The sequence below is a fragment of the Pseudomonas sp. YQ_6 genome, assembly GCF_043103245.1.
GTDB lineage: Bacteria > Pseudomonadota > Gammaproteobacteria > Pseudomonadales > Pseudomonadaceae > Aquipseudomonas > Aquipseudomonas alloputida.
This window is the reverse complement of the sequence record NZ_JBICJR010000005.1, coordinates 36,352-61,659: the sequence shown is the minus strand read 5'-3', so window position 1 is coordinate 61,659 and position 25,308 is coordinate 36,352. Positions and strand designations below refer to the sequence as shown.

At 62.5% G+C, this 25,308-nt stretch carries 26 protein-coding genes; 14 read left to right on the top strand and 12 right to left on the bottom strand.

Annotated elements, in window-relative coordinates; all coding sequences use genetic code 11:
• Window positions 1–18: 18 nt before the first annotated feature.
• Window positions 19–1,320, bottom strand: a complete 1,302-nt coding sequence (locus tag ACF8FG_RS01005; protein ID WP_014590066.1) for a mechanosensitive ion channel family protein — start codon at window positions 1,318–1,320, stop codon at window positions 19–21.
• A 103-nt stretch (window positions 1,321–1,423) separates the two neighbouring features.
• Between ACF8FG_RS01005 and ACF8FG_RS01000 the strand changes: the two genes are divergently transcribed.
• Window positions 1,424–2,785, top strand: a complete 1,362-nt coding sequence (locus tag ACF8FG_RS01000; protein ID WP_019437579.1) for a DEAD/DEAH box helicase — start codon at window positions 1,424–1,426, stop codon at window positions 2,783–2,785.
• A gap of 71 nt (window positions 2,786–2,856) precedes the next feature.
• Here the strand turns inward: ACF8FG_RS01000 and ACF8FG_RS00995 are convergent, their stop codons facing one another.
• Entirely contained in the window at window positions 2,857–3,129 is a 273-nt protein-coding gene (locus ACF8FG_RS00995; protein WP_076402676.1) for a hypothetical protein, read from the bottom strand.
• A 215-nt stretch (window positions 3,130–3,344) separates the two neighbouring features.
• Here ACF8FG_RS00995 and ACF8FG_RS00990 point away from each other — a divergent pair, with 215 nt between their 5' ends.
• The 4 genes from ACF8FG_RS00990 to ACF8FG_RS00975 all read left to right on the top strand — a co-directional run bounded on the left by ACF8FG_RS00990 (window position 3,345) and on the right by ACF8FG_RS00975 (window position 5,359).
• Window positions 3,345–3,623 carry a BrnT family toxin gene (locus ACF8FG_RS00990; protein WP_010955211.1) on the top strand — a complete coding sequence of 93 codons (279 nt, stop codon included), beginning with the start codon at window positions 3,345–3,347 and terminating at the stop codon, window positions 3,621–3,623.
• Window positions 3,601–3,855, top strand: a complete 255-nt coding sequence (locus ACF8FG_RS00985) for a BrnA antitoxin family protein (protein WP_004576871.1) — start codon at window positions 3,601–3,603, stop codon at window positions 3,853–3,855. Before ACF8FG_RS00990 ends, ACF8FG_RS00985 begins: the two co-directional genes overlap by 23 nt.
• 76 nt (window positions 3,856–3,931) lie before the next feature.
• Complete coding sequence (locus ACF8FG_RS00980; RefSeq protein WP_014590069.1) at window positions 3,932–4,327, top strand: hypothetical protein; 396 nt, start codon at window positions 3,932–3,934, stop codon at window positions 4,325–4,327.
• Window positions 4,328–4,432: 105 nt separating this feature from the next.
• Entirely contained in the window at window positions 4,433–5,359 is a 927-nt protein-coding gene (locus ACF8FG_RS00975; protein ID WP_076402677.1) for a DMT family transporter, read from the top strand.
• Between the two features lie 18 nt (window positions 5,360–5,377).
• Here the strand turns inward: ACF8FG_RS00975 and ACF8FG_RS00970 are convergent, their stop codons facing one another.
• A complete protein-coding gene (locus tag ACF8FG_RS00970) occupies window positions 5,378–6,550 on the bottom strand; it encodes an MFS transporter (protein ID WP_014590071.1) in 1,173 nt (390 codons plus the stop codon).
• A 104-nt stretch (window positions 6,551–6,654) separates the two neighbouring features.
• On the opposite strand from ACF8FG_RS00970, the gene ACF8FG_RS00965 reads away from it, so the two are divergent.
• Together ACF8FG_RS00965 and ACF8FG_RS00960 are read left to right on the top strand one after the other, a co-directional pair.
• Window positions 6,655–7,548 carry a LysR family transcriptional regulator gene (locus tag ACF8FG_RS00965; RefSeq protein WP_076402678.1) on the top strand — a complete coding sequence of 298 codons (894 nt, stop codon included), beginning with the start codon at window positions 6,655–6,657 and terminating at the stop codon, window positions 7,546–7,548.
• Between the two features lie 124 nt (window positions 7,549–7,672).
• Window positions 7,673–7,801, top strand: a complete 129-nt coding sequence (locus tag ACF8FG_RS00960) for a PA1414 family protein (RefSeq protein WP_009683677.1) — start codon at window positions 7,673–7,675, stop codon at window positions 7,799–7,801.
• 127 nt (window positions 7,802–7,928) lie between these two features.
• On the opposite strand, the gene ACF8FG_RS00955 is transcribed toward ACF8FG_RS00960, so the two are convergent.
• Together ACF8FG_RS00955 and speB are read right to left on the bottom strand one after the other, a co-directional pair.
• Window positions 7,929–9,308 carry a sodium:solute symporter gene (locus ACF8FG_RS00955; RefSeq protein ID WP_014590073.1) on the bottom strand — a complete coding sequence of 460 codons (1,380 nt, stop codon included), beginning with the start codon at window positions 9,306–9,308 and terminating at the stop codon, window positions 7,929–7,931.
• A gap of 132 nt (window positions 9,309–9,440) precedes the next feature.
• Complete coding sequence (gene speB / locus ACF8FG_RS00950) at window positions 9,441–10,391, bottom strand: agmatinase (protein WP_003254586.1); 951 nt, start codon at window positions 10,389–10,391, stop codon at window positions 9,441–9,443.
• A gap of 225 nt (window positions 10,392–10,616) precedes the next feature.
• On the opposite strand from speB, the gene ACF8FG_RS00945 reads away from it, so the two are divergent.
• From ACF8FG_RS00945 to ACF8FG_RS00935, 3 genes are all read left to right on the top strand, one after another.
• Window positions 10,617–11,510: a LysR family transcriptional regulator gene (locus ACF8FG_RS00945; RefSeq protein ID WP_003254585.1), complete on the top strand. Its 894-nt coding sequence runs from the start codon at window positions 10,617–10,619 to the stop codon at window positions 11,508–11,510.
• 137 nt (window positions 11,511–11,647) lie between these two features.
• Window positions 11,648–13,213: a PAS domain-containing methyl-accepting chemotaxis protein gene (locus ACF8FG_RS00940; RefSeq protein WP_019437582.1), complete on the top strand. Its 1,566-nt coding sequence runs from the start codon at window positions 11,648–11,650 to the stop codon at window positions 13,211–13,213.
• Between the two features lie 144 nt (window positions 13,214–13,357).
• Window positions 13,358–13,957, top strand: coding sequence for a tRNA-uridine aminocarboxypropyltransferase (locus ACF8FG_RS00935; RefSeq protein WP_014590075.1), 600 nt, complete (start codon window positions 13,358–13,360; stop codon window positions 13,955–13,957).
• A 60-nt stretch (window positions 13,958–14,017) separates the two neighbouring features.
• On the opposite strand, the gene ACF8FG_RS00930 is transcribed toward ACF8FG_RS00935, so the two are convergent.
• The 3 genes from ACF8FG_RS00930 to ACF8FG_RS00920 all read right to left on the bottom strand — a co-directional run bounded on the left by ACF8FG_RS00930 (window position 14,018) and on the right by ACF8FG_RS00920 (window position 16,648).
• Window positions 14,018–15,376 carry a TolC family outer membrane protein gene (locus ACF8FG_RS00930; RefSeq protein WP_012051559.1) on the bottom strand — a complete coding sequence of 453 codons (1,359 nt, stop codon included), beginning with the start codon at window positions 15,374–15,376 and terminating at the stop codon, window positions 14,018–14,020.
• Window positions 15,377–15,687: 311 nt separating this feature from the next.
• A complete protein-coding gene (locus ACF8FG_RS00925) occupies window positions 15,688–16,053 on the bottom strand; it encodes a YbaN family protein (RefSeq protein ID WP_014590077.1) in 366 nt (121 codons plus the stop codon).
• A gap of 7 nt (window positions 16,054–16,060) precedes the next feature.
• Window positions 16,061–16,648 carry a YecA family protein gene (locus tag ACF8FG_RS00920; RefSeq protein ID WP_010955200.1) on the bottom strand — a complete coding sequence of 196 codons (588 nt, stop codon included), beginning with the start codon at window positions 16,646–16,648 and terminating at the stop codon, window positions 16,061–16,063.
• 243 nt (window positions 16,649–16,891) lie between these two features.
• Between ACF8FG_RS00920 and recQ the strand changes: the two genes are divergently transcribed.
• On the top strand, window positions 16,892–19,039 hold the full coding sequence (gene recQ / locus ACF8FG_RS00915; RefSeq protein WP_041166861.1) for a DNA helicase RecQ: 2,148 nt from the start codon (window positions 16,892–16,894) through the stop codon (window positions 19,037–19,039).
• Window positions 19,040–19,190: 151 nt separating this feature from the next.
• Window positions 19,191–19,628 (top strand): MarR family transcriptional regulator, encoded by a 438-nt coding sequence (locus tag ACF8FG_RS00910; protein WP_010955198.1) that lies wholly within the window; start codon window positions 19,191–19,193, stop codon window positions 19,626–19,628.
• 32 nt (window positions 19,629–19,660) lie between these two features.
• On the opposite strand, the gene ACF8FG_RS00905 is transcribed toward ACF8FG_RS00910, so the two are convergent.
• Window positions 19,661–21,847: a patatin-like phospholipase family protein gene (locus tag ACF8FG_RS00905; RefSeq protein WP_076402680.1), complete on the bottom strand. Its 2,187-nt coding sequence runs from the start codon at window positions 21,845–21,847 to the stop codon at window positions 19,661–19,663.
• Window positions 21,848–21,914: 67 nt separating this feature from the next.
• On the opposite strand from ACF8FG_RS00905, the gene ACF8FG_RS00900 reads away from it, so the two are divergent.
• Entirely contained in the window at window positions 21,915–22,196 is a 282-nt protein-coding gene (locus ACF8FG_RS00900) for a SelT/SelW/SelH family protein (RefSeq protein WP_014590080.1), read from the top strand.
• Here the strand turns inward: ACF8FG_RS00900 and ACF8FG_RS00895 are convergent, their stop codons facing one another.
• Both ACF8FG_RS00895 and ACF8FG_RS00890 read right to left on the bottom strand, forming a co-directional pair.
• Entirely contained in the window at window positions 22,197–23,087 is an 891-nt protein-coding gene (locus ACF8FG_RS00895) for a DMT family transporter (protein ID WP_014590081.1), read from the bottom strand.
• A gap of 180 nt (window positions 23,088–23,267) precedes the next feature.
• Window positions 23,268–24,035, bottom strand: a complete 768-nt coding sequence (locus ACF8FG_RS00890) for an AraC family transcriptional regulator (RefSeq protein WP_070383569.1) — start codon at window positions 24,033–24,035, stop codon at window positions 23,268–23,270.
• Window positions 24,036–24,162: 127 nt separating this feature from the next.
• Here ACF8FG_RS00890 and ACF8FG_RS00885 point away from each other — a divergent pair, with 127 nt between their 5' ends.
• The gene (locus ACF8FG_RS00885; protein ID WP_003254566.1) at window positions 24,163–24,960 is read left to right on the top strand and encodes a UDP-2,3-diacylglucosamine diphosphatase; all 798 of its coding nucleotides are present in this window, start codon (window positions 24,163–24,165) and stop codon (window positions 24,958–24,960) included.
• A 28-nt stretch (window positions 24,961–24,988) separates the two neighbouring features.
• Here ACF8FG_RS00885 and ACF8FG_RS00880 read toward each other — a convergent pair whose 3' ends face one another.
• A complete protein-coding gene (locus ACF8FG_RS00880; protein ID WP_014590083.1) occupies window positions 24,989–25,300 on the bottom strand; it encodes a DUF962 domain-containing protein in 312 nt (103 codons plus the stop codon).
• Window positions 25,301–25,308 lie beyond the last annotated feature (8 nt).

Here is a 25,308-nt window from a genome sequence, read left to right as displayed (position 1 = left end):
TAGGCAGCCCCGGCAATCTCAGGCCTCGTTCATCTCTTCAAGTCGACGCGGCATCGGCTCTGCCGCCGTGCGCCCCGCCAATCCCACGCGCATGTCATTGCCACTCGGCTGCTGATACAGGCTCAAGCCGAACTCCGGCAATACCGCCAGCAGGTAGTCGAAGATATCTCCCTGGATCCGTTCGTAATCCGCCCACACCGTGGTGGTGGTGAAGCAGTAGATCTCCAGCGGCACGCCTTCGGCGGTGGTCTGCATCTGCCGCACCATACAGGTCATGTTCGGGTGAATATTGGGGTGGTTCTTCAGGTAAGCCAGGGCGAACGCGCGGAAGGTGCCAATGTTGGTCAGCTTGCGGCGGTTGGCCGACAGGTCCGCCACCGGCCCCAGCGCCTCGTTCCAGTTTTGCAGTTCCTGGCGCTTGCCCGCCAGGTAGTCACTCAGTAGCTGCACCTGGCTCAGGCGCTGTTCTTCTTCGCGGGTGAGGAAGCGCACGCCGGCGGCGTCGATGAACAGGCTGCGCTTGATGCGCCGGCCACCGGACTGCTGCATGCCGCGGTAATTGCGGAATGACTCGCTCATCAGGCGCCAGGTGGGGATGGAGACGATGGTCTTGTCGAAGTTCTGCACTTTAACCGTGTGCAAGGTGATGTCCACCACGTCGCCATCGGCGCCTACCTGCGGCATTTCGATCCAGTCACCCACATGCAGCATGTCGTTGCTGGTCAACTGCACGCTGGCGACGAACGACAGCAGGGTGTCCTTGTACACCAACAGCAGCACCGCCGACATCGCACCCAGGCCGGACAGCAGCAACAGCGGCGAGCGGTCGATCAGGGTAGCGACGATGACGATCGAGGCGAAGATCCACAGCATCATCTTGGCCAGTTGCACGTAGCCCTTGATCGAGCGGGTGCGGGCATGTTCGGTACGGGCATAGATGTCGAGCAGGGCATCCAGCAGGCATGACAGCGCCATGGTCATGAACAGCAGGGTAAAGGCCAGGGCGACATTGCCGAGGAAGTGCTGGGCGGTGTCGGACAGCTCAGGCACCAGCTTCAGGCCGAATTGCAGCACCAGTGACGGGGTCGTTTGCGCCAGGCGGTGGAACACCTTGTTGTGGCGCAGGTCGTCCAGCCACTTCAGCGCAGGCTGGCGGGCCAGCAGGCGCGCGCCGTGCAGTATCAGGAAGCGCGCCAGGCGGCCGACTACCAGGGAGATGAGCAGCAGTACCGCCAGACCGATGGCGGCGTGCAGCATGGGATGTTGGTCGAGGGTGCCCCACAGGTCGAGGGAGTCACGCCAGATTCGTTGGATATCCATGGGCTTGCGTACAGTCTTGTTGCGAAACGAAGCCGTATTAGAGCGCGGATAGCGACAAAGTTGCCAAAAGAAATTCGGCTAAGGCGGCAGAAAACGTTACCCTATGCAACTGAATTTCCCGCACTTGTCTGAGGTTACCTCCGTGTTCTCCCAATTCGCCCTGCATGAACGCCTGCTTAAAGCCGTGGCCGAGCTTAAATTTGTCGAGCCAACCCCGGTGCAGGCCGCGGCCATCCCCTTGGCCCTGCAAGGGCGTGATCTGCGTGTGACTGCGCAGACCGGCAGCGGCAAGACCGCGGCGTTCGTCCTGCCGCTGCTCAACCGCCTGGTCGACCTGAAAGGCGGGCGCGTCGAGATCCGCTCGCTGATCCTGCTGCCGACCCGCGAGCTGGCCCAGCAGACCCTCAAGCAAGTGCAGCTGTTCTCGCAGTTCACCTACGTCAAGGCGGGCCTGGTCACCGGCGGTGAAGACTTCAAGGAACAGGCCGCCATGCTGCGCAAGGTGCCCGACGTGCTGATCGGCACCCCGGGTCGCCTGCTCGAGCAGCTCAATGCCGGCAACCTCGACCTGTCCCACGTGCAGGTCCTGATCCTGGACGAAGCCGACCGCATGCTCGACATGGGCTTTGCTGAAGACATGGAGCGCCTGTGCAAAGAGTGCGAGAACCGCGAGCAGACCTTGCTGTTCTCGGCTACTACCGGTGGCGCGGCCCTGCGCGACATCATCGGCAAGGTGCTGAAAGACCCTGAACACCTGATGCTCAACAGTGTCTCGCAACTGGCTGAAGGCACCCGCCAGCAGATTATCACCGCCGACCACGACCAGCATAAAGAGCAGATCGCGCAGTGGTTGCTGGCCAACGAAACCTTCGACAAGGCGATCATCTTCACCAATACCCGCGCCATGGCCGACCGCATCTACGGTCACCTGGTGGCCAAGGATGTGAAGGCCTTCGTGCTGCATGGCGAAAAGGACCAGAAGGACCGCAAGCTGGCTATCGAGCGCTTCAAGCAGGGCAGCTCCAAAGTGCTGGTGGCTACCGACGTGGCAGCCCGTGGCCTGGATATCGACGGCCTGGACCTGGTGATCAACTTCGACATGCCACGCAGCGGTGACGAGTACGTCCACCGTGTGGGCCGTACCGGCCGTGCCGGTGGCGAAGGCCTGGCGATCTCGCTGATCACCCACAACGACTGGAACCTGATGTCGAGCATCGAGCGCTACCTCAAGCAGCAGTTCGAGCGCCGGGTCATCAAGGAAGTGAAGGGCACCTACAACGGGCCGAAGAAGGTCAAGGCCTCGGGCAAGGCGGCTGGTAGCAAGAAGAAAAAGGTCGAGAAGAAGACTGGCGACAAGAAAGCCGCAGCCAAGCGCAAGCCTACTGCCAAGCCGAAGGCCAACGCGCCTCTGGCCAGTGCTGACGGCCTGGCACCGCTGAAGAAGCGCAAGCCTGCTGCTGAATAAGACTCACGCAGGCCCTTTGCAGAAGCGACGCAAGTTCGCATCTGCGAAGGGCGTGCGCAGGCGACGAACGATCACTCCGCCTTTTTCTCTGCCTGTTTCAACTCCTTGATCCGTTGGTCGATCAGCTGACACTTGTCGGGCAAGTCCTTGCTCGCCGTCCCCAGATCCATCCCCTGAAGCTCATCATTGATCTCCTTGGCCTTTTGCGGGTTCTGCTCGGTCAACTGAGTAACCAGCCCGGCCAGCTTCTCACGTTTTTGCGTTGCTTCTTCAGGTGTGCAGGCCCAAGCGGGCAGGGCGCAGACCAGGGCAGTGGCACAGGCTATGGGCAGTAGCGGTTTCATCCTTCCAACCTCCGGCGGTGGTGATGCCCGGTGGAGGGCTGTGGGTGCAGGGAAGTTCAGGGCTTGCGACCGATGGAAGATTTCTTTGGTGGTGGTAGTCCGTTTCTGAAACGCTCCCGTATCCCTCCAGCGCCGTTGAGCAGCACGCTACATCGCTCTAGTCTCGAAGGAAAAGAGGGGGTATTGTATGTACAGCTGTAAATACAGGTCGTCCCATGTTCTTTGAATGGGACGAAGGGAAAAACCAGAGCAATATCCGCAAGCACGGCATCGACTTTGCCGACGTTCCTGACATGTTCAACCATCCCATGTTGATCCGGCGTGATGAGGATGTGGAATGTGCTGAAGAACGTTGGGTCAGCCTAGGATGGCTAAAGGCGCTGATAGGTGTCGTCGTGTACACGGAGAGGCGGGGTGAGGTGATACGCATCATTTCTGCAAGAAAAGCCACCAAACGGGAGGCCAGGTACTATGACCAAATCATCGAGAACTGACTGGAGCCGCCTGGCCCGACAGGACGACAAGGATATCGACACATCAGATATCCCTGAACTGGACCAGGACTTTTTCCGCCAGGCCGAGCTGCGCGTTCCCGCCAAGCAGACGGTGACCATTCGACTGGACTCAGATGTCCTCGCCTGGTTCAAGGAGCAGGGCAGCGGCTACCAGACCCGCATCAATCAGTTGCTGCGCCAGTACATGCAAGCGCAACAACGCCAGCGCTAAGCGCTTTGGAACGCTTGGCAACCTTGGCAGGTCCCAACCTGTGTACCCCTTTCGTCCACAGCAGGAGCCCGTAGCCATGAGCATCGCCTACGACTGGGACCTGATCGAACGCTTGCTGCACGAAGTGCAGAACGGCGCCGGTCACAGCTTCACGCCCCGCCCCTATGCCGAGCAGCATGCTGCTGCACTGGCCGCCAAGGGTGAGCCGGTGGGTGACGTGGATCACCTGAAAACCCGTGCATGCGAGTATGAAAAGCTGCTATTTGAGCGCGGATTCATTGAATGCCGGCCTGAAGAGGACGGCGGCAATGGCGAAAACTTCGTCCTGACCGAACGCGGCTCGCGCTTGATGAGCCTGATCGACAGCAGCATCCCCGGCTTCGAGCACCCGCGCCAGGTGCTGGATGAGCAGGAGGATGCGCTGGACGAAACGACGTTCGAACGGGTATCTGCGAAGGCACAGATTGCTTGAGGTCGTTTTAAGGCTGGCAAGTGCAGCATTCAAAACCCGATAATCGGTAGCCTCTGAACGCTGCCGAGCCTTGCCCATGCCTACGATCACCCCAGAGGCCCGCTTATGAGCGCGGTCCGCAAGAACCCTGACGCCTTTGCCTTCCAGGTAATGCTGGGCCTTTGCCTGATCTGGGGCTGCCAGCAGGTACTGATCAAGACCGCCGCCGTCGATATCGCGCCGGTGATGCAGGCAGCACTGCGCAATGGCATTGCCGCTGTGCTGGTAGGCCTGATGCTGTGCTGGCGGGGAGGCTGGGAGCAGGTCGGTAGCACCTGGCGCGCAGGGCTGGTGGCGGGCGGGCTGTTCGGGGTGGAGTTTCTGTTCATTGCCGAAGGGCTGAAACTGACCTCGGCGGCGCACATGTCGGTATTCCTCTATACCGCGCCGGTATTTACCGCCTTGGGCCTGCATTTTCGGCTACCCAGTGAACGCTTGCGGCTGCTGCAGTGGCTGGGCATTCTGCTGGCCTTCGGCGGCATTGCCATGGCCTTTGCCGGTGGCACTTCGTTCGAGCACATGGACGGCCGCACCTTGCTGGGTGATGCCTTTGGCGTGATCGCCGGGCTGGCCTGGGGCGCGACCACGGTGGTGGTGCGCTGCTCGCGGTTGTCGGAGGCGCCAGCGACCTTGACCCTGTTCTATCAGCTGGCGGTCGGTTTTGCCGGGCTGTTGCTGATCGCCCTGCTCAGCGGGCAGATCGGCGCGGTGTCGCTGACGCCGCTGGCGATGGGCAGTGTATTGTTCCAGGGGATTGTGGTGTCGTTCATCAGCTACCTCACTTGGTTCTGGTTGCTGCGCAAATACCTGGCGTCGAACCTCGCGGTGTTTTCCTTCATTACCCCATTGTTTGGGGTGACTTTTGGCGTTTTGCTGCTGGATGAGCCGCTCAGTGCGAATTTCGTGGTGGGGGCGTTGATGGTGTTGTTGGGTGTGATCCTGGTCAGTGCCGAGCCTTGGGTGAAACAACAATTGCGGCGGTTGGTAGGGTGATGTGTTGCCTGTACCGGCTCAGGATGCAACCTTGGCCTGACAGGCGCTTCCTTGTTGTGCATCACCCGGCAACTGGACCAACCCGCCAGCCACCACCAACCCGCCCGCCGCCAGCATCAATGCGGGTTGCAGCCCACCGCTGTAGTGGCTGCTGAGCGCCGCCAACAGCGGCCCACTCAACTGCCCCAAGGCAAAGCATGCGGTCAGCAGCCCGGCATTGCGCTGTGTGGCCTGTGGCGCCAACTCGCGCGAGCGTTGCATGACCAGTTGCATGCATGCCAGGAACGGCCCGCCACACAGCGCGACACCCAGCGCCAGCCCGATACCCCCACCCATCAGGCAGGCCACCACACCCAGCCCTTGCAACCACAGGGTGGCGGTCAACCAGGTTGACGTGCGGCCACCACGGCGCACGCTCACCAGCAACACGCCCAGCGCCGCCGCAAGGCCAAACGCCGGCCAGAACAGGTCCGCCAGCCACTGTCCGCGAAACTGCTGATTGGCCATCTGTGACAGAAAGGTGGCCGGCAGGATGTAGCCCATGCCATACAGGCCATACACCAACCCCAGGCGGCCAGTGCCGACATTGCGCGTCGGGCCTTGCCGTACTGGCGACTGAGTCGGTGCCGCTTGCAATGCCCGTGGCAACCACGGCAGCACTGCCAGCAGCATCACCAGCGCAGCCATGGCATAGATCAGCCACAGGGCTGCCGAGCCAAGCCCCAGCACATGCGCAACCAGTGCCAGTAGCCCGGTCACGGCGATACCGAGGCCGGGCCCGGCGAATACCAGCGCTCCCAGGCGTTGGCGGTTGTGCGCAGTGGCTACTTGCTGGCTGAGGCTGGTGATCATCACCAGCACCCAGGCGCTGGCTACGCCTGTGCCAAAGCGCAGCAGCAGGTGCCCCCAGAAGCCGTTGGCAGCCCAGGAGGCCAGGGTCAGCAGCACACACAGCCACAGCCCCCCATGCAGGCGCAGCCGTACCTGGCCTGGCGAGCGGGCGAACATGGCGTCCACCGCACCCACGAAATAGCCCAGGTAATTGGCCGCCGCGACCAGCCCGGCGACTGTCAGGTCGAACTGGCCTTCGGCAATCAGTTGCGGCAGTTGCGGGGTGAGGGCGAAACGGCCGATGCCCATGGCCATCATCAGCGCCACGGCGCTGGCGAGCAGTTGAATGAGTGGCGACATGACAGGTCTCCTGCGCAGGTAAGCGATAGATGGCAGGTTAAGGCGCTTTGTTTTTCAATAAAATTGAATAATGATGATCAAGTTGTTCTGTTTTGGAGAATGCTGTGGAATTCAGCCAACTGCGTATCTTCCAGGCCGTGGCCGAGGAAAGTTCGGTTACCCGCGCCGCAGAGCGTCTGCATCGAGTGCCATCAAACCTTTCCACGCGCCTGCGCCAACTCGAGGAGCAGCTGGGCGTCGAACTGTTCCTGCGCGAACGCCAGCGCCTGCAACTGTCGCCAGCAGGCAAGGTGCTGCTGGACTATGCCAACCGTATGTCCGCCTTGCGCGACGAAGCGCTGGGCGCCGTGCGTGGCGGTCAGCCGGCTGGGGACTTCGTGCTGGGGACCATGTACAGCACGGCGGCGACCCACCTGCCGGCGTTGCTGGCGCGCTATCATCAGGCTTACCCGCAGGTGAACCTGCAAGTGCGTGCAGCACCCAGCGGCGAGTTGCTTGAAGGGCTGTTGAACCACACCCTGGATGCTGCTCTTGTGGACGGGCCACCGAGCCTTGCCGGGCTGGATGGCGTGCCGCTGTGCGATGAGCAACTGGTACTGATCACCAGCCCTGAGCACCCGGCGGTCTTCACAGCCAAGGACGTGGCGGGCAAGGCGGTGTTCACCTTCCGCCAGGGCTGCTCGTACCGCATGCGCCTGGAGGCCTGGTATGCCCATGCCCATACGCCGATGGGGCGTGTGATGGAGATCGAGTCGTACCAGAGCATGCTGGCCTGTGTGATCGCGGGTGCGGGTGTGGCAATGATGGCCCAGTCGATGCTCGACAGCCTGCCTGGACGTGATCGGGTGAGGGTGCACCCGCTGCAGGCACCTTTCGATCAGGCGGTCACCTGGCTGATGTGGCGCCAGGGTATGCGTGGGGCTAATCTGCAGGCATGGATCGACCTGCAACAAAGCGAAACGATTAACCAGTCGTCGGAATGCGCCGCCACGGCTTGATCCGCGTCAAAATCGCCCTTATCTGTAGGAACAGAGGCATGCGTAATACAGGACATCGGGCTATGATCTGTATGAAACATCGCAGGATTGATTTGCCGTGAGGCTGACCCGTCAAGGGGGCATTATGAATAAACCACTGTCAAACTGGCTCCATGACCTTGCTGTCGCCTTGGGGCTGATTCCACCACCCTTGCAGCCGGTGCCGATCCCGACTGATGAAGAGCAGCGCAAACGTCAACCGCGTCGGCGCTGATTAACGACAAAGGCCGCTTCACCCGGTTGGGTGCAGCGGCCTTTTTGTGTCTGCTGATTGTCTATTGCCTGTGCCGGCCCTTTCGCGGGCAAGCCCGCTCCTACAAGCGAAAGGGCCGGTACAGCAGTCAGGCCAGCTTTACCGCTGCCACCGACTTGCGTGACGCCAGGCTCACCCCCACAAAGCTCACCAGCCCTACTGCCAGGCTGTAGTAGATCGGCGTATTGGCCTCCAGCCCGTCCAGGAACATGAACAGCAGGGCGGTAGCAAAGCCCAGCGACATGCTGGCAATCGCGCCTGCGGTGGTCGCACGCTTCCAGAAGATCGCCCCGATCAGCGGGATCAGCATACCGCCGACCAGCAGGTTATAAGCCAGGGTCAGGGCGTTGATCACATCATTTACCACCAGCGCGATGCCCAGCACCACCAGGCCGGTGAGCAGGGTGAACAGGCGGCTGGTACCCAGGCTCGACTGCTTGCCACCACGCAACTTGGGCAGCAGGTCTTCGGTCACGGTGGTCGAGGCAGCCAGCAGACCGGCGCTGGCGGTGGACATCATGGCCGCCAGCGCTGCTGCCATCAGCAGGCCACGGATGCCATCGGGCAGGGTGGTCTTGATCATCTCGGCAAAGGCGTTGTTCGGGTTGGCCAGGTCGGGCATCAGCACATGCGCAGCCATGCCGATCGCAGCACAGGCCAGGCCATACAGCACGCAGTACACACCAGCGGTGGTACCGGCACGCTGACAGACCTTTTCGTCACGGGCGGTGAACACCCGCTGCCAGATGTCCTGGCCGATGAGGATGCCGAAGAAGTAGATCAGGAAGTAAGTGATGATGGTGTCCCAGCCAATGGTAGTCAGCTGGAAGCTGGCCGCTGGCAATTTGGCCACCAGGGTGTCCCAGCCACCGGCCTTGTACAGGCACACCGGCAGCAGGATGAACATCAGGCCGACGGTCTTGATCACGAACTGGACGATATCGGTCAGTGTCAGCGACCACATGCCGCCAATGGTGGAGTACAGCACTACCACACCGCCGCCGAGCATCAGTGAAGCCCAGAACGGCAGGTCCAGCAGCACCTGCAGGACGGTGGCCATGGCCAGGGTCGAGGTGACACCGATCATCAGCGCGTAAGCCAGCATGATGACGGCGCTGGCCTGGCGTGCGGTCGGGTTGTAGCGCTGTTCCAGTACCTGGGTCACGGTGAAGATGCGCAGGCGCAGCAGCGGTTTGGCGAGGAACAGGTTGATGGCGATGATGCCCAGGCCCAGGGCTGCGCACAGCCAGAAACCGGAAATGCCGTGGACGTAGCCCAGGCGCACGGTGCCGACGGTGGAAGCACCACCGAGCACGGTGGTGGCCATGGTGCCCATGTACAGCACCGGGCCGAGATTGCGCCCGGCCACCAGGTAGTCTTCATGGGTTTTCGCGCGCCGCATGCCATACCAGCCAAGCCCGAGCATGCCGGCGGTGTAGATCATTACAACAATGATGTCCAAGGCCATTGGGGGTCTCCCGATTATCTTTATTATGGCGAGATCGACCATGCGGGCGGGTTCACCGCGCCCGGCGGTCTTGTCGTGTGTTGGCGGGCCTCAGTGGCCCTCCCTCATGGCTCCTGCCGGGGTGTAGCGGTATTAACGACGCACCACGCCCGGTAGCACGCAGAGCATCTCGAACAGCAGGTTGGCACCGAGCAGCGAGGTGTTGCCGGTGGTGTCGTAAGGCGGGGAGACTTCGACAAGGTCACAGCCGATCAGGTCCAGGCCGTGGCAGCCGCGAATGATCTCCATCGCCTGGATGGTGGTCAAGCCGCCGATTTCCGGGGTACCGGTACCGGGCGCCCAGGCCGGGTCGATGCCATCGATGTCGAACGACAGGTAAACCGGGCCGCCGCCGACTTTTTCCCGCACTTCGGCCATCAGTGGCTCCAGCGACTTATGCCAGCACTCTTCGGCCTGGACCACGCGGAAGCCTTGGCGACGGCTCCAGTTGAAGTCATCGGCTGTGTAGCCCTGGGCGCGCAGGCCGATCTGCACCACACGGTCACAATCGAGCAGGCCTTCTTCCACTGCGCGGCGGAAGGTGGTGCCGTGGGCGATCTTCTCGCCGAACATGTGGTCGTTGACGTCGGCGTGGGCATCGATGTGCACCAGGCCGATCTTGCCGTGCTTCTTGTGCAGCGCACGCAGGATCGGCAGGGTGATGGTGTGATCGCCACCCAGGGTCATGGGGATGACGTTGTGCTCGACGATCTCGTCATACGCTTCTTCGATGATGCGCACGGCGTCCAGCAGATTGAAGGTGTTGATTGCCACATCACCGATATCGGCTACCGACAGCGAGTCGAACGGGGCTGCACCGGTCGCCATGTTGTACGGGCGGATCATCACCGATTCGGCGCGGATCTGCCGCGGGCCGAAGCGTGTGCCGGAGCGTAGCGAGGTACCGATATCCAGCGGTACGCCAATGAAGGCAGCATCCAGGCCTTCGGCGCTTTGCAGGTGGGGGAGGCGGAGCATGGTGGCGATGCCGCCGAAACGCGGCATTTCGTTGCCGCCCAGTGGTTGGTGGAGAGTCTTGTCCACGGTGGGCCTCATCAGTCGGTCGATTGTTGTGTTTGTTCGAACCTGTGCCGCCGCGAGCCATTCACGTGGGTTTTGCCGGCGGGTAGGGACATTTCGGCCAAGTCTGCTCAAGGGAGTGCCGGGGAAGAATCGCTACCGACAAATACTTAGTTCAGGATTTTCTGAACTAAAGCCGGGTGGAGCAGTTAGACTGCGCGCACATACCCTTTGTGGAACCGTTGCACCATGGCCTCGACCTTGCCCGACCTGAAACTGCTGCGCATCTTCATCAGCGTGGTGCGCCACCAGGGCTTTGCCAACGCCCAGCGCGAGCTGAACCTGTCGACCTCGGCCATCAGTACCTACATGAGCCAGCTGGAGGGCGCCTTGGGTATCGTGCTGTGCCACCGGGGGCGGGGTGGCTTCAGCCTGACCAGCAAGGGCGAGCTGTTCCATCAGGAAACCCTGCGCCTGCTGGCCGAGCTGGACGGTTTCGAGCAGTATGCCGCCGCCCTCAAGGGTGAATTGCGTGGCACCCTCAACCTTGGGGTGATCGACTCCACGGTCGGTGACCGCGCCTTGCCGCTGGCCGAAGCCATCGGCGCCTACAGCCAGGAGCACCCGGCGGTGCACCTGCACCTGTCGGTGTCCAGCCCCTACGAGCTGCAACTGGGTGTGCAGGACAACCGCCTGGACCTGGCCATAGGCGCGTTTTCTTCGCGGATGAGCGGTCTGCTCTACCAGCCGTTGTACCGCGAGCAGCATTGGCTGTACTGCAGCAGCCGCCACCCGTTGTATGCCGAGCGGCGCATTCCCGAGCAGGTGGTGACCCAGCAGCGCATGGTCGGCCGTGGTTATTGGAGCCAGGCCGAACTGGCCCGGCATGGCTTCAAGCACAGTGCTGCGACAGTTGAAAGTATGGAGGCGCAGCTGATCCTGATCCTTTCCGGGGCCTATATTGGCTACTTGCCCGAGCACTACGCCCAAGCCTGGGTCGACAAAGGTGACTTGCGCGTACTGTCGCCGTCGACCTTTGGTTACCAGGCCCCGTTCTCGCTGATCATTCGCCGCGGGCGCAGCCGCGAACCGTTGATCCAGACCTTCCGTGACCTGTTGAAAAGCCAGCTCAACGTGGGCTGAGATGCGACGCATTCATGCATTCCGTCGGGAGGGGGTTAAATTCCGGTAAACGCTGGCCGCTAACCTGATAGCGCTCTGCTACATATCAACTTGCGCTGATGATTTCCCCTTATTTCATCCTGCAAGGATCGCCCAAGATGCGCATGAATTTGCCCGTCACTGAGCACGAAAGAACCTTCTCCGGCGATCAACGCCTGATTTCCACGACTGACCTCAACAGCCGCATCACCTACTGCAACGACGCCTTTGTGGCGATCAGCGGGTTTACCTACGACGAACTGATCGGTCAACCGCACAACCTGGTGCGCCACCCGGACATGCCGCCGGCGGTGTTTGGCCATATGTGGGAAACCATCAAGCAGGGCAAACCCTGGATGGGCATCGTCAAGAACCGGGCGAAGAACGGCGATTACTACTGGGTAAGCGCCTACGTCACGGCGATATACGAACAGGGGCGGATCAGTGGCTACGAGTCGGTGCGCTCGGTGCCCACCCGTGAGCAGATCCGCCGTGCCGAGGCACTGTATGCGCGCTTGCGCGATGGCCGCAGCCCGGTGCCCTGGGCTGCTCGTCTGGGGCACGGCCTGGGCCATGGCTGGCCGCTGATCGGCGCCGGCCTGCTGTCGGCGGCGGGTTACCTGTGGTTGCCGCCTTACGCGGCGCTTGGGGTGCTGATGGCGAGCCTGCTGCTGGCCTGGTACCTGGTCGAGCACCGGCAGAACCAGGCCGTCCGCCGCACGCTGGCCGAGCACCCCAAGGCCTTCACCAGCCCGCTGGTGGCGCTGACCTACAGCGACAACCCGGGCCTGCGGGGCCAGCTCGATCTGGCCATCATCAGCGAAGAAGCCCGTCTGCAAACGGCCCTGACCCGACTGGTGGATGCCGGGGTCGGGGTAAAATCGCGGGCTGCGCAATCCTCTGACCTGTCCGATGCGCAGGCGCAGATGCTCGACCGCCAGCGCAGCGAGACCGACCAGTCCGCCACGGCTATCGCGCAGATGGCGGCTACCATCCAGCAGGTCACCCACAACGTGCAAAGCACGGCGCACGCGGCAGGTGATGCCGACCAGCTGGCGCAGCAGGGCAGCGAGCTGGCCCTGAAGAGCCTGCAAGCCATGGGCAGCATGAGTGATGCGGTCAATGACATTGGTCAGGCAGTCAACGCCTTGGCCGAGCAGACCCAGTCGATTGGTAGTGTGGTCGACGTGATCACTTCGATTGCCGAGCAGACCAACCTGCTGGCGCTTAACGCTGCCATTGAAGCAGCGCGCGCCGGTGAGCAAGGGCGTGGGTTCGCCGTGGTGGCTGATGAAGTGCGGTCTTTGGCGCAGCGTACCCGCGCGTCGACCGAAGAGATCCACCATATCATTGCCTCGTTGAGGGCCGGGGCGGAGCGAGCGGTGAGCACTGCCAGCCGGGGCGAGCAGATTTCCCGGGACAGTGTGCACAGTGTCGAGGCGGTGCAGGCGGCGCTGAGCGGGATTGCCGTGGCGGTCAGCCGCATCACCGGCATGAGCCAGCAGATGGCCACGGCATCGGAGCAGCAGAGCCATGTGGCTGAAGACATCAACCAGCAGATCGTGAGGATTGCCCAACTGTGCGACCAGAGTGCCGGGCAAGCCAGGCAAGGCGCGGAAATCAGCCAGGACCTCGAGCGCATGGCGGAGTACCTGCACAGCCTGGCGGAAAGGTTCAACCGCTGAAATCGCTGGGGCCGCGAAGCAGGCCACGCGGAGGCAGGCACGGGCTTCGCCCGTGTTCGCGGGCAAGCCCGCTCCTACAGGAGCGAATGGCCCGCAAAGCGGGCCCCGGTTATGTGGCAAACTGTCCCCGCCAAGGAGACCGCCATGCCCAGACCCCGCTGCGAGCGCTGCCAGCGCCCGTTCGACCATTGCCTATGCCCACTGATCCCCGCGCTCGACAGCCGCACCCGTGTGATCCTGCTGCAGCACCCCAGTGAAACTGCCCATGCCCTGAACACGGCGCGCCTGGCTGCCCTTGGCCTGAACAATGCCGAGCTGCGGATTGGAGAGGTGTTCGATGACCTGCATGACCTGCTCGCCACCCCTGAATACCAGCCGGTGCTGCTGTTCCCGGGGGATGACGCCCAGGTGCTGACAGCCTATGGCGAGGCGGGCGACAAACCTTTGCTGCTGATCGTGCCCGACGGCACCTGGCGCAAGGCGCGCAAGCTGCTGTACCTGAACCCGTTGCTTGGGGGGCTGCCACGGGTGACGCTGGGGCAGGTGGCCGCTTCACGCTATCGGTTGCGCAAAGCGCCGGAGGCGGGAGCATTGTCGACGATCGAGGCTGTGGTCGGGGCATTGAATACGCTGGAACAACCGGCCTGCTTCGATGCACTGCTGGCGCCGTTCGAGGCGTTGATCGAGGGGCAGATCAGGGCCATGGGCGTAGAGACTTTTCAGCGTAATCATGGCCGCGAATGAGGGTTGAGGGCTGCTTTGCACCATTCGCAACACAAAGCAGCCCCGCTACCTAAAACCCGCTCAACGCATCTCAGGCAGACGCGCCTCGGTGCGGACTTCGGTGGTCGCCAGCGCCTCTGGTGGCAACGAAATATGCTGTTTGCTCAGCAATTCACCCATGGTCGCCAGTACGCGGTAGCGCGAGAACTCTTCGGTGTAACGCACCTCGGTGTAGCGGCGGTCGGCGTTGTACAGCTCGTTCTCACTGTCGAGTACGTCCAGCAGGGTGCGCTGGCCCAGGCCGAACTGGTCCTGGTAGGCCGCACGCACACGCTTGGTGGTCTCGGCGTATTCACGCGCGGTCGGCAGCTGCTTGCTGGCGTTGTTCATGGCGTTCCACGCCAGGCTCAGGTTCTCGGTCAACTCACGCAGGGCGTTGTTGCGAATGTCCAGTGCCTGGTTGATCTTGTGCGCGTCGGACTGCAGGCGAGCCTTGTCGCTGCCACCGCGGAACAGGTTGTAGTTCATCTCCACGCCAGCTTGCCAGTCGTTGTTGTTGTGGCCTTTCTCGCCGCCGGTGTTGTTGTTGGCTCCGGTTGCCAGAATGGCGTCGAAGCGTGGGTAGAAGGTCGACTTGCCCACTTCGTACTGCTTCTCGGCGGCGTTGACGTCAGCCTGGGCAGACTTGATGTACGGGTTGTTCTGACGCATGCCATCGCGGGCTTCGTCGAGGGTGCCTGGCACCTCGCCCTTGATGCTCTGCGGGCTTTCCAGCTCGTCCGGGGCGCGACCGATCACGCTGAAGAAGTTGGCCTCGGCATCGGCCAGGTCGACTTCGGCGGTGTCCAGGTTGTTTTCCGCCAGGGCACGACGGGCGCGGGACTGGTCGAGGTCGGCGGTGCTGCCGACGCCGCGCTCGTTGCGCAGGCCAATCTGGTCGTTGACGCGCAGGTGAGCTTGCAGGTTGTTCTTGGCCAGGGTCACCAGTTCACGGCGTTTGAGCACTTCCAGGTAGACCTCGACTGCACGCAGGGCGACATCCTGGGCAACGGCCTGAGTGTAATAGGCGCGGGAGGTAGAGACCGCCTCGGTGCGGCCTACTTCATTCGAGGTGTTGAAGCCGTCGAAGATCATCTGCCGCAGGCGCAGTTCGGACTGGGTGTAGTTGAGGGTTTCCTTGTTGTGGTTTCCCTCGGCGCGGGTAGTGGCGTTGTCCGAGCGCTGGCGGCCGTAACCGGCAACCAGGTCCACGGAAGGGTAGTAGCCACCACGCGCGAACTTCACGTCTTCATCGGCCGACAGCTTGCTGTTACGGTTGGAGCTGACTTGTGGGTGGTAGTCCACGGCGCTTTGGACAGCCTCGGTAATCGACATCGCCTGTACGTTGGCACTCGCCAGGGCCAACAGTAAAGCACTGGTGATGGGGTTCAAAACGCGCATGGTACATCTCCCTGATCCTGGAATTGATCCTGCTGTTCGCCAAAAAAATGACGATAAACTTATCGCGTATAGTGTTGCAGGTTTTTAACAACACAGCTAAGTACATTCAACGCGATAGATAAGAAGATTTATTCATATCAAATTGCCATATAAGATCTTTGTTGTCTAATAAGTGTGCATTCCAGCGCACGAAATGAACGCAAGAAGTGCCTTGAAAACCAATGGATACAAGGGCTATGCGTAGTTCCAGAACTAATTTGGATAAATAGGTTGTTGATTAGGCGAAAGCGATATTTGGCGACAAAATATTGTCACCTTGGCTTGTGCAGGGTCTTCAGGCTGAGAATGTACAGGGTGACCAATACGGCACTGGTCAACATGAAGGTGCGCGCCCAGAATAGCGGCACCAGATAGCACGACAGGCCAATGCTGGCCCACATCAGGCCGATGGCGTAGACCTTGCCCTTGAGGGGGATGCCTTCACCACTGAGGTAGTCACGGATCCATGGCCCCAGCTTGGGATGATGGACCAGCCAGTGATGGAAGCGCGGCGAGCTGCGGGCAAAGCAGGCCGCCGCCAAAAGCAGGAATGGGGTGGTGGGCAATACCGGCAAAAATATCCCCAGCACCCCCAGCGCGACGCTGAGCCAGCCAGTGGCCAGCAGCAGGTAGCGCACAGGTTGCTCAGTGGTGGCGTGGCTTGAGCAGCGCCGGTTTTTCGTCAGGGGCGTGCAGCAGCAGGAACAATGCGCTCAATGCCTCGGGGATTTGCACGATCATGTCATCCTGCAGGTTGGCGTTGCTGGCGATATCGGCGAACTCTGGTTGCTCGTCGAACAAGCCCGAACCCACCATGATCGGCAGCAGCATCTCGCTGACTTCTTCCTCGGCGTTCTCGAACCACGCCTCTTCCCGCAGGAACACGCCTTCCATGAAGCCGATGCACCAGCCGCGCAGGTCGGAATCGTCCGGCTCATCGGTCAGGTCGAGGTCGCAGGGCAGGTCGAATTCTTCGTCGCTGGCCAGCTGGCGGGCAATGTGCGCCTTGAGCGCCACCAGGGTGGCTTCGATCTCGGTGCGCTGGGCTTCGCTGGCGTAGTGCGGCTCCTCGGCGAACAGGGCGTCGATCCATTCGCGCTCGGGCACGTCCTCGGCGTTGATCGAAAGAGCGGTGAGGTAGCCGTGTGCGGCGACATAGTCCAGCGCTTCTTCGTGCAGCTCGTCGGCGTCGAGGAAGGCTTGCAGGCGGGTCAGTTGCTCGGCGAAGGACATTACAGGGCTACCTTGGGGAATAAACGATAACGAATTCTAGCACCTTGCAGCGGCAGCGGGGCAAAGGGAACGTCTATCGCCGCGGTGCATGTGCAGCACGGTGCTGCGGTATACTCCGCGATTTTTCATCCAGGGGCAGGTTTTAACGGCTGCCTGGCAAAAACCGCTTACGCATTTGGCGTGTGCGGGGCGGGTTTTTCGTCCAGCCTTTATCCAGGATGGTACGGCGATTTGGAGTTGCACATGCTCGAACAGGCTCAGCGCGTTCTCAAGGACATCTTCGGCTACGACAGTTTCCGTGGGCGCCAGGCAGCGATCATCGAATGCGTGGCCAATGGCGGCGATGCCTTGGTACTGATGCCCACCGGTGGCGGCAAATCGCTGTGTTTCCAGGTGCCGGGGCTGCTGCGCCCGGGCCTGACGGTGGTGGTATCGCCACTGATCGCGCTGATGGACGACCAGGTCGCCACCCTTGACGAGCTGGGTGTATCTGCGGCCGCCCTGAACTCTACCCTGACGGCGGAGCAGCAGCGTGAACTGGCCGGGCGCTTGCGCCGTGGTGAAGTCAAGATGCTGTATCTTGCGCCGGAACGCCTGGTGCAGCCGCGCATGCTCGACTTCCTGCGCGATCTGGACATCTCGCTGTTCGCTATTGACGAGGCCCACTGTGTATCGCAATGGGGGCACGATTTCCGCCCAGAGTACCTGCAGCTGGGCCAGCTGGCCGAACTGTTTCCGCATGTACCGCGCATTGCGCTTACCGCTACAGCCGACATGCGAACCCGCGAGGAGATCGTTCAGCGCCTGCACCTGCAAGGCGCCGAGCGCTTCCTGTCGAGTTTCGACCGGCCCAACATCTTCTACCGCATCGTGCCCAAGGAGGCACCGCGCAAGCAGTTGATGGCCTTCCTCGGCGAACGTCGTGGCAACGCAGGCATCGTCTACTGCCTGTCGCGCAAGAAGGTCGACGAAACCGCCGCCTTCCTCTGCAGTCAGGGTTTCCCTGCGCTGCCGTATCACGCCGGCCTGGCCGCCGAGACACGTGCGGCCAACCAGCACCGCTTTCTCAACGAGGAAGGGCTGATCATGGTCGCTACCATTGCTTTCGGCATGGGTATCGACAAGCCCAACGTGCGTTTCGTTGCTCACCTCGACCTGCCCAAGTCGCTTGAAGCCTACTACCAGGAAACCGGCCGGGCCGGCCGTGACGGCCTGCCCTCCGATGCCTGGATGGCCTACGGGCTGCAGGACATGGTGATGCTCAAGCAGATGCTGCAGAACTCCGAAGGCGACGAGCGCCACAAGCGCATCGAGCAGCACAAGCTGGACGCCATGCTGGCGCTGTGCGAAGAAACGCGCTGCCGCCGCCAGACGCTGCTGGCCTACTTCGACGAAACCCTCGAACAACCGTGCGGGCACTGCGACAACTGTGTCGACAACATCCAGACCTGGGACGCCACCGAGCCGGCCCGCCAGGCGCTGTCGGCGGTGTTCCGCACCGGCCAGCGCTATGGTGTTGGCCACCTGGTCGATGTGCTGTTGGGCAAGGACACCGAGAAGGTGCGCAATTTCGGCCACGAGAAGCTGTCGGTATTCGGCGTTGGCAAAGGCTTGGCCGAGGTGGAGTGGCGCTCGCTGTTCCGTCAGTTGGTGGCGCGCGGGCTGGTCGATATCGACCTGGAAGGCTACGGCGGACTGCGCCTGTCCGACAGCTGCCGGCCGCTGCTGCGCGGCGAGGTGACCTTGCAACTGCGCCGTGACCTCAAACCGCAGACCACGGCCAAAACCTCGTCGTCCAGCGGCGGCAGCCCGGCCAGCCAGCTGGTGCGTGCCGAAGAGCGCGATCTGTGGGAAGCGCTGCGTACCCTGCGCCGCAAGCTGGCCGAAGAACACAGTGTGCCGCCCTACGTCATCTTCCCCGACTCGACACTGCTGGAGATGCTGCGCAGCCAGCCGGTCAGCCTCAGCGACATGGCCCAGGTCAGCGGTGTGGGGGCGCGCAAGCTGGAGCGCTACGGCCAGGCGTTCCTCGAAGTGCTGAACAACAGCGGTGGCACCGACGAGGCACCGAAAGTGGTGCTCGACCTGCGCCATGAACTGGTCAGCCTGGCCCGTGCCGGCATGACCCCGGCGCAGATCGCCGGGCAGCTCAATTGCAGCGAGAAGAACGTGTATAGCCTGCTGGCCGAGGCGCTGGGCCGCCAGGAACTGAGTCTGGACCAGGCCATCGACCTGCCGGAAGACCTGATGATGGAGGTGCAGGACGCCTTTCTTGATGGTGAGGGTGAGCTGCCACCGGTGTCGGCCATTGCCCCGCAATTCGGGGCGCGGGTGCCGGAGGGCGTACTCTATTGCGTGCGCGCAGCGCTGGCGGCGGAATTCGAATTGTAAACGCATGCAGGATCGAAGGCAGAAGCGCCATCTGCTGACCTTTGTCATGCTTTTTGACGATTATCGAACGCGTAACCATGGCCGAGCCTTGCCTCGTGGGGCAGGGCATGGTTAGCTGCCTAATAATTAGATCTACTCCAATGAGTTCCTTATGCCCCTGAACGACAACCAACACCGCTTTGGCATGCAATTGGCTCAGATGTCCCGAGGTTGGCGTGCCGAGCTGGACCGCCGCCTGGCCGGGCTCAACCTGTCCCAGGCGCGCTGGCTGGTGTTGCTGCACCTGGCGCGCTTCGAAGAAGCCCCGACACAGCGTGAGCTGGCCCAGAGCGTAGGCGTCGAAGGCCCGACCCTGGCGCGTCTGCTTGACAGCCTGGAAGCGCAAGGGCTGGTGCGCCGGCAGGCGGTGCTGGAGGATCGGCGGGCGAAGAAGATTGTGCTGTGCCCGCCGGCCAAGCCGTTGATCGATCAGATCGAGACCATCGCCAACCAGCTGCGGGTAGAGCTGTTTACCGGCGTGGACGAGGCGGACTTGCAGGTCTGTATGCGCGTGCATGCCAAGATCTTGGCCAACCTCGAAAAGTCCTGAGCTCACCCATCGATGCAGGTGCAGTGCAAGCCTCAGAAGGTGTGCCCAAGGTTCAGGTACACCGCTTGCTCATGCGCACTGTTGGCGCCGTAGCTGAAGTTCAGCGGCCCTAGAGGCGTATCCAGCCCCAGGAAGATGCTCGCCGCATTGATGTACCCACTGTCGAATTCGTTGTCGTTGTTCCACGCCCGACCACGCTCCAGCGAGCCGCCGATGTACAGCGGGAAGTCCAGCGGCACATAGGCCCGCGGCGTCAGCCGGCGGTAATAGACCATGCGCACCAGGCTCGCGTTCTGCCCCGATACCGAGTCCTCGCGGAAGCCTGACAGCTGTCGCGCCCCGCCCATCACGAAGCTCGACGTCACCACTTCGGTATCGTCCAGCGTGCGCCCGTAGCTCCCACCCAGCACGAACGTGTTCGGCCCGCTGCTGATGGCCTTGTCCAGGGTGAACAGCCACTGCCGGTAATCCTGGTCGGAGTCCAGCGACTTGTCGTATTTGCGCAGGGTCAGGCCGATGTCCTCGCCATGGTGCGGGAAGTACACGTTATCGAGGGTGTCGAACGAGTACTTCAGCTCGTAGAAACCTTCGTTGAAACTGACTTTGGGCAGATCCTGGTCGCCGATGCGCACCTCGGCCTCGCCCCAGGCCTTGCCCACGCCCAGACGCACTTCACCGCTGTTGCCGATCTGCCGGCCTACGTTCAGGCCAAAACCGTAGCGCTCCAGGCGATACTCGGCGACGGGGTCGTTGTCCAGGGTGGCTTCGATGTTCTGAGAGCCCAGGTCCAGGTATGGCGCGATGAAGTAGCGTGAGCCCACATCCAGGGGTTGGTAGAACTCACTGTACAGCGCTTGCTGGTCACCGATCTGGCCGCGGGTCAGCCATTCGGCGCCAAGGCTGTTGATGCCGTTGACCCGGTAGCTGGCGCCCAGGTTGAATGCGCTGTCGCCGCGCAGGTCATCGGACAGGTTCAGGCCCAGGCGCAGGTAGTCGGTGCCGCCGCGTCGGCCGCGGGCGTTGATCACCAAGGTATTGTCGTTGCCCTTGTGCACCACGCGGTACTGCACCCTGTCGAAATAGTCCAGGCCATACAGCGTACCCATGTCGGTCTGCAGGCGGTCCAGTTCCAGCGGCGCGTCGATCGGCTGGCGGATGTACGAGCGGATCACATCATCGCTGACCTTGGAGTCGTTTTCGATCCGGATTGCGGTGATTACCGGCGTGCGCTGGCGCGGCGAGCGGGCCACGGCCAGGCTGGCGTCGCCCTCGAGCTGGCGCAGGGCGGCCAGGCGCGGGTCAAGCAGGCGAGTGGCGCGGTAACCGGCGTCGATCATGTCGCGGGCACGGCCGAAATCTGTCACGCCGAAGGCAGTCAGCGATGGCTGGATGAGGATGTCGTCGCGGTGCAGGCTGGCCAGTTGTTCTTCGGAGTTGCGCCGGGTCATCAAAGTGATCGACTGATTCAGCACGTCGACCACCGTCAGTAATTGCTTGCGATCGCGCAGCGGGGTGCCGATGTCGACCACGATGGCCAGGTCCACGCCCATTTCGCGGGCCACATCCACCGGGATGTTGTCGACCATCCCGCCGTCCACCAGCAGGCGGCCGTCCAGTTCGACCGGGGCGAACACCGCGGGGATCGACATGCTGGCGCGGATTACCTGGGGCAGGTGACCACGGCGGAATACGACTTTTTCGCCACTGGCGATGTCGGTAGCCACCGCGCGGAAGGGGATGGGCAGCTTGTCGAAGTCGCGGGTGTCGGCGGTATGCGCCAGTTTGCTTTCCAGCAGCAGTGACAAGTTCTGGCCCTGGATCACACCCAGCGGCAGGCCCAGGCTGCCGTCGTCGCGAAAGCTGAGCTTCTGCTTGACCAGAAAGTCACGGTCATCCTGCTTGCGCCGGAACGGCACATCCTTGCGCGGCGGGGCGTCGGAGAGTGCCTGTTGCCAGTCAAGGGTGGTCGCAAGTTTTTCCAGTTCTTCGACACTGTAGCCCGAGGCATACAGGCCGCCGACCACCGCGCCCATGCTGGTGCCGGCGATGGCGTCGATGCGCACACCCTGTTCCTCCAGCGCCTTGAGTACGCCGATGTGGGCCAGGCCACGGGCCGCACCGCCAGACAACACCAGGCCAACCTTGGGCCTGGCGGGTTCCGCAGCGATTGCCGTAAGCGAGGTAAGGACGAGCAGAAAACAGAACAGCAAACGGCGCATCGTGAGTCTCAAACCGTGGGCTAAAGACCGCTAGTATAAGCGGCCCCTTACCTGGAGATGTTTCACCATGGCTGATCACAAGCCGGAAATCGTCATCACCTATTGCACCCAGTGCCAGTGGCTGCTGCGTGCTGCCTGGCTGGCACAGGAACTGCTCAGCACCTTTTCCGACGACCTTGGCCGGGTAGCGCTGGAGCCGGGTACCGGGGGTATCTTCCGCATCACCTGCAATGGTGTGCAGATCTGGGAGCGCAAGGCCGACGGTGGTTTCCCCGAAGCGAAGGTACTGAAGCAGCGGGTGCGCGACCAGGTCGACCCGCAGCGTGATCTTGGTCACAACGACCGCTGATCAGGCGCCCTCGGTCAGTGGCCGCTGCCTGGGCGGCTGCTCGGCAGCCAGGCGGCTGGACAGTACGATGGCGAAGATGATCAGCGCGCCGCCCAGCAGCATGCGCACGGTCGGGGTTTCGGCGAACACTGCCCAGGCCACGGCAATGCCGTAGACCGGCTCCATGCCGAACACGACGGCGGCGGTGCGCGCCTTGATCACCGCCAGGCTGGCGACGAACAGGCTGTGCGCCACACCCGTGCAGAAGATGCCGAGCAGGGCGATCCACAGCCAGTCCGGGGCCGCAACGTCGGTCAGGCCGGGCGCTGCGAACGGCAGCAGGCACAGGCCCACCACCAGGTTTTGCCATAGAGCGGCCTGTACCGCAGGCAAACGGCCGGAGCCGGCCCGGTTGGTCAGTGACAGCAGCGAGAACAGCAGGCCCGAGAGCAGTGCCCAGAGCAGGCCGCCGGTGGCTTCGCTGGCCAGGTCGAATGCCGGTGTGACCAGTATCAGGCCGATGCTGACCAGCACGACCAAGACGGCTTCGTTACGGTGGATACGCTCGCGGAACAGCAGGCTTTCGAGGATCACCGTAAAGGCCGGGAAGCTGGCGAAGCCGAGGGTGGCGATGGCTACGCCGCCCACTTTGACGGCGATGAAGAAGCTGACCCAGTGGCCGGCCAGCAGCACACCACCGAGCAGCAGGCGGCGCGCATCCTGGCTGCTCAGGCGTTGCCAGCCCGGACCGGCCAGGCTGGCGAACAGGGCCAGGGCGAGTACGGCGAAGGCGGCGCGACCGAAGACGATGATCGCCGGGCTGGCACTGGTGGCCAGTTTGCCGAAGACGCCGGTAAGGCCGAAGAACAGCGCGCCAATGTGCAGGGCGCCGAGGGCGGTGCGGTGGTTCATGGTAGTCCTTGATGAAGATCTCTACAGGCAGTGCCGGTCCTTTCGCGGGTAAACCCGCTCCTAGGTGTGCACAACCTTCAGGACCGCGGGAAATCCTGTAGGAGCGGGTTTACCCGCGAAGGGGCCGGCAAAGGCAAAGTGTAAAGCCTCAGGCAAACACATTCTGTCGCAAGACTGCTGTCAGTTATCGCCAGACTCTCGCCGCAAAGCCAAAGGTGTACACCCGAACGCCCGCAGCATCGCCGCTGAAAAGGCACTTTGCGAGCTATACCCAACCTGCGCCGCAACTTCGCCCATCGGCAGTACGGTCTGCACGATTAGCCGCCGCGCCTTGAGCAACCGCCGCTGGCGAATGTAGTCCATCGGAGTCATCCCGCACTCCGCGGTAAATCGCGCATGCAGCCGGGCAATGGACAGCCCGGCGATGCGTGCCAGGTCGGCAACCTGCAGCGGGTAGGCAGCATGCTGTTCGATATGCGCATCGAAGGCGCTGTAGGGCAGGCGCTGGCTGGCGTGCACGCTGGCTGCCGCCGTGGCGTTGAGGCTGGCCAGCAGCAGGGCCGCGCCTTGCCTGGCGATCAACGGGTCGTGCACGGGGCTGGTCGCCAGCCAGTCCACCAGTTGCTGTTGGCGCTCATCCAGGCATACGGCGGCGGGGCGGTCGAGCAGGCGGCGGCTGGCATCGGCATGCTCGCCCAGGTGCTCGCGCAGCCAAGGCTCCCCAGGCACATCAAGCACCAGGCAATCACTGCCGGCATCGCTGGCGCACGTGTGATGAGCACCCGCCGGGACCACGATCAGCCCCTGGCGATCGATGCCGGCGCCATGCCCCTGGACCTCGAACTCCAGGCGGCCGCGCAGGCCGAACACCAGTTGCGGGTGTTCGTGGCTGTGGGCGATCAGGCTGTCGCGGTAATGGCGCAGCGAGAGGATCGGGCCGGCGGTCATGGGGGCTTCCTCGCAGGGCAGGCGACCATTGTGCCTCAATCCCTGCACGCCATCACTCGTCACTGTTTTGCCATGGCGCTGTCATGTACGCCTGCCAGTCTCCAGCAAACTGCGCCGGAGCCTGCCCATGAGCCATGCCGAACTGTCCCGCCCCTCGCGCAAGCAACGCGTGCGTACCCTGTGGATCTCCGACGTGCACCTGGGTACCCGCGACTGCCAGGCCGAACACCTGTCGCAATTTCTCAAGGGCTACCAGGCTGATCGTGTCTACCTGGTGGGCGATATCATCGATGGCTGGAAACTGCGCGGCGGAATTTACTGGCCGCAAGCCCACACCAACGTGATTCGCCGGCTGTTGACCATGAGCAAGCGCGGCACCGAAGTGATCTACGTCACCGGCAACCATGACGAATTCCTGCGCCGCTACTCGAAGCTGATTCTGGGTAACATTCAGCTGGTAGACGAGGCAGAGCACCTGACAGCCGATGGCCGCCGACTGCTGGTGGTCCATGGCGATCAGTTCGATGTGATTACCCGTTACCACCGCTGGCTGGCGTTTCTGGGTGACCGCGCCTACGAATTCACCTTGGTGCTCAACCGCTGGCTCAACCACTGGCGTGCGCGGTATGGCTATGGTTACTGGTCGCTGTCGGCGTACCTCAAGCACAAGGTGAAAGGCGCGGTGAACTTCATCAGCGACTTCGAGAACGCCATTGCCCATGAGTGCACCCGCCGTGGGTTTCATGGGGTCGTGTGCGGGCATATCCATCATGCCGAAATCCGCAAGGTGGGTGAGGTGGACTACCTCAATTGCGGGGACTGGGTGGAGTCGTGCACGGCGTTGATCGAGCATTGGGACGGCAGTGTCGAACTGTATCGGCTGGCCGAAGCGCAGGCCGTGGCGGCGTTGCGCGAGCCGGCTTAGGGGCGAGCCGCCAAGAGGCCTCGGATGCTTACAGCCTGAGCTTGCCCAGCAGGATATCCCGGAACATCACGAAATCCCCGGCCAGGCTGTACAGCGGATAGGTAAAGGTCGCTGGCCGATTTTTCTCGAAAAAGAAGTGCCCGACCCAGGCAAAGCCATAGCCGAACACCGGCACGGCCAGCAGCAGCAACCATTTGCCACTGCCAATGGTGTAGGCCAGCAGCGCTATCACCAGGCTGGTGCCGACGAAGTGCAGGCGGCGGCAGGTGGGGTTGCTGTGCTCCCCCAGGTAGTACGGATAGAACTCGGCAAAACTGCGAAACTGCGCTTTGCTGTTCATGGCAGTGC